Origin of the sequence: Mesorhizobium sp. M5C.F.Ca.IN.020.32.2.1 (assembly GCF_004023105.1) — a bacterium.
GTDB lineage: Bacteria > Pseudomonadota > Alphaproteobacteria > Rhizobiales > Rhizobiaceae > Mesorhizobium > Mesorhizobium wenxiniae.
In genome coordinates this window covers 1-3212 of the sequence record NZ_RZSX01000741.1, presented here as the reverse complement: position 1 = coordinate 3212, position 3212 = coordinate 1, and the positions used below count along the sequence as shown (strand labels likewise).

At 56.5% G+C, this 3212-nt stretch carries 1 protein-coding gene; it reads left to right on the top strand.

The features are described from left to right. Positions 1-1832: 1832 nt before the first annotated feature. Positions 1833-3170 carry a diaminobutyrate--2-oxoglutarate transaminase gene (gene ectB, locus EOA86_RS28025; RefSeq protein WP_128344644.1) on the top strand — a complete coding sequence of 446 codons (1338 nt, stop codon included), beginning with the start codon at positions 1833-1835 and terminating at the stop codon, positions 3168-3170. Positions 3171-3212 lie beyond the last annotated feature (42 nt).

Genomic DNA, 3212 nt, shown 5'->3' with positions numbered 1-3212 from the left:
ACGCCCCCTTCCGGGCCATCAGAGAGGGCTACTATGAGCTCGGTGCGCAGATCGCGCATCTACCGCCGGCGCGCTAATACCCGTCGCGGGGCGCACAAGCTCGCGAGCTCGGCAGGCGCCACTACGGCACAGTCACGCCGTTGGGCAGGGAGGCTAACCCCGGCCATCGCATCATCTTAATCATTGGGTACCCGCTTGCTTGGCGCTTGCCGCAGCGCAGGCCTTCCAACCCGGGATAGGTGTCATTGCAAAATCCGCCGTCGCAATGAGCATAGTCCTAGGGGCAAAAGCAGAAGCTCTTTTCGGGATGCCTTCCATGCCCCACGGTTTCGCCTTCGGGCCGACCGCCCCGAAAAGGAGTCTGCCTGCATCTTGTTTGTAGTACGTAAATTCGTCAAGAACCCGTAGGATCGGCAGCATGAGTGCGAACATTTCTACTTGGCTACTGAACCAATAGATGTCGTGTGGTCGCGCTCGACTGCGTTCCACCGACAATGCTCCAGGATCCCTGGCCGACTTGCTGGCGCCCCAAGCACGCGTTCTGGTTCTACATCTTCAAGACGAACACAGGGATCATCATAGGGAGCAATCAGGGTTGGGGTGGAAAATCAAAAGCCGTCATGCCCGGGACAACCCGAAGGATGAAGCCGACTGGAGCAAGCACAAAATGTTCCGTCGGCTTGGGAAAGCTCAGTTTGCGCGGCAGCGACCGCCTGTTCGGAGGCGAGCTTGATCATTGGATGATTTCTCCTCAGTGCATGCCGCACCCGCTTGCGGGTGAACCGATGTGTAGTGCCAAACGAGAAAACTTCAGACAATGCGGTCATGTGATAGGGCTGCATCTCATATCCGACATTGTCGAAGATCCGACAATATCGACGTTCCGTCCTGGTTCGGTGACACTTCAAGCAGTGAAGTTCACGTTGCGACGCAACGTCTTCGCTCCAAGACGCTTCACGTTCTCGGCTTCAATGGGCAGATACCAATGAGTTGACGTTCTGTCTGAACGGCAAGTTCCACCGAGAAGGCCTTCGACGCCGCAGCCTATTGCGCCCGACGTTACAACAAGTCGCCGACAAGTGGAACGGGACGCAGGACTCGAAAGCCGCTATGATTCGTTTCGTTTCACCCGCTCACACCGCACTGGCTGTTGCCGACGTGTAGTTGCTGTTTGCGTGCGTCTCCTGTCCTCGACAGTGCCAATGGCACATGGTTCGATGAAACGGCGGCATTGACGGCCCGGCTAGTTCGGCACCGGCGCTTCTTCAAGTAGCATGAGGTTTGACGCGTTGGGGCAGGGGAGCACAGCCATGTCTGCAGTCCTGTGACTGGCGCTGATCAGGCCCTGAGTGGCAGGATGAAGTACCGTACGATCACACCCCTCGTCTGACGCTGTGCGGCTGGCCCCCGGGGAGTTCTGGCCCGACATGAACCAGAAAAATGGCAAGAGAAAGCTTGACCTCATGAATATGAAAATCCGCTGATCTGGATCCCAGACAGGTCAACGCGCTTTCATGCGGCACCCACTGAGCGGTTTGTCCGATCCGCCTCGACGTTGCGGCCGAAACTAAGAAGGCTTGGTCTGCAACGACCAGCAGTCCACCGTGTTAATAAAAATCGTAAATCTTTAACTCGACGAACGCGCATTTTAGGAGATCATGGTGCCAGTTTGTGGGGGCCGCTCATGACAATGCCGACTCCGCGCCCGTCCATTTGATGCTGCTAATTTTTTTGCCACGGCACGAAAAATGCCGATCCCCAACATGAACGCCGCGCGCACCGATTAGGCTCCCATCAAAGGAATACGCCTTATGAACAAGAGGATTGCCGCTATGAAGAAGAAATTCTCGCCTTCGAGCGATGCGAGCATCTCGATTTTTGAGCGTCTCGAATCCGAGGTACGCGGCTACATCCGGTCGTTTCCGGTCCTGTTCGATCGCGGGGTTGGCACCACCCTTATAGCTGCAGACGGTCGCGAATATCTTGACTTTTTCGCGGGGGCAGGCGCCCTCAATTACGGGCACAATAACCCGGCCTTCAAGAAACCGGTGCTGGACTATATCGAGCGGGACGGAATTGTGCACGGCCTCGACCTCGCCACCAGCGCCAAGAAGGCGTTCATCGAGGCGTTCGAGCGGTACATTCTGAAGCCACGTGGCCTGAATTATAAACTGCAGTTTACTGGTCCCACAGGTACGAACGCGGTCGAGGCTGCACTGAAGCTGGCTCGCATAGTGACCGGCAGGTCAAACATCGTCGCCTTTGCCAATTCGTTCCACGGTGTCAGCGCTGGAGCGTTGTCGGCGACCGGAAACAAGAAGTATCGAAGTGCCGCAGGGTACCCGCTCGCGCATGTCACATCTTTGCCTTACGATGGCTATCTCGGCCCGTCCGTTGACACACTCGACTACTTCGAGAAGCTGCTCAACGACCCTAGCAGTGGCCTCGATAAACCCGCCGCGGTCATTTTGGAAGCAGTCCAAGGTGAGGGGGGGATCTATCCCGCTAGCTTTCAATGGCTGCAGCGGCTCCGTGATCTGACCAAGCGACACGAAATCTTGATGATCATCGACGATATCCAGGCCGGCGTTGGTCGCACGGGGAGATTTTTCAGTTTTGAAGCGGCTGAGATCGTGCCGGACATCGTCACTCTGTCGAAGTCCTTGTCGGCGATCGGCACGCCGATGTCCCTCGTTCTTCTGAAGCCTGAACTGGATGTTTGGTCACCTGGCGCGCACAGCGGTACCTTCAGGGGCAACAACCTGGCTTTCATCGCTGCTCGTGCGGCTCTTGAGACTTATTGGGCTGACTCCAAGTTCGAGGAAGAAATCGGACGCAAATCCGCCATTCTGGCTGAGGAGCTCAACTTAATCATAGACGATTTCCCCAACCTCGGCCTGAGTGTACGGGGCCGCGGACTGATGTACGGACTCGTATTTCAAAAGCACCACTCATTACCTGTGCAAATCTCGCGGGAAGCTCTTCGTCGCGGCTTGGTGATCGAGACCTGTGGCGGACAGAATGAGGTACTGAAATTCCTTTTTGCTCTCACCATTGCCGAGGCTGACCTGCGCCGCGGTCTGTCAATTGTTCGCGACAGTATCAGCGCGGTGAAGAACACTATGGCGAACGCCTCACCGAAGCGACTCCACGGCATCGAACATCGATAGCTAGCAGCGCGACGTGCTGGCGGATCCGACTGAGCGAGTCCT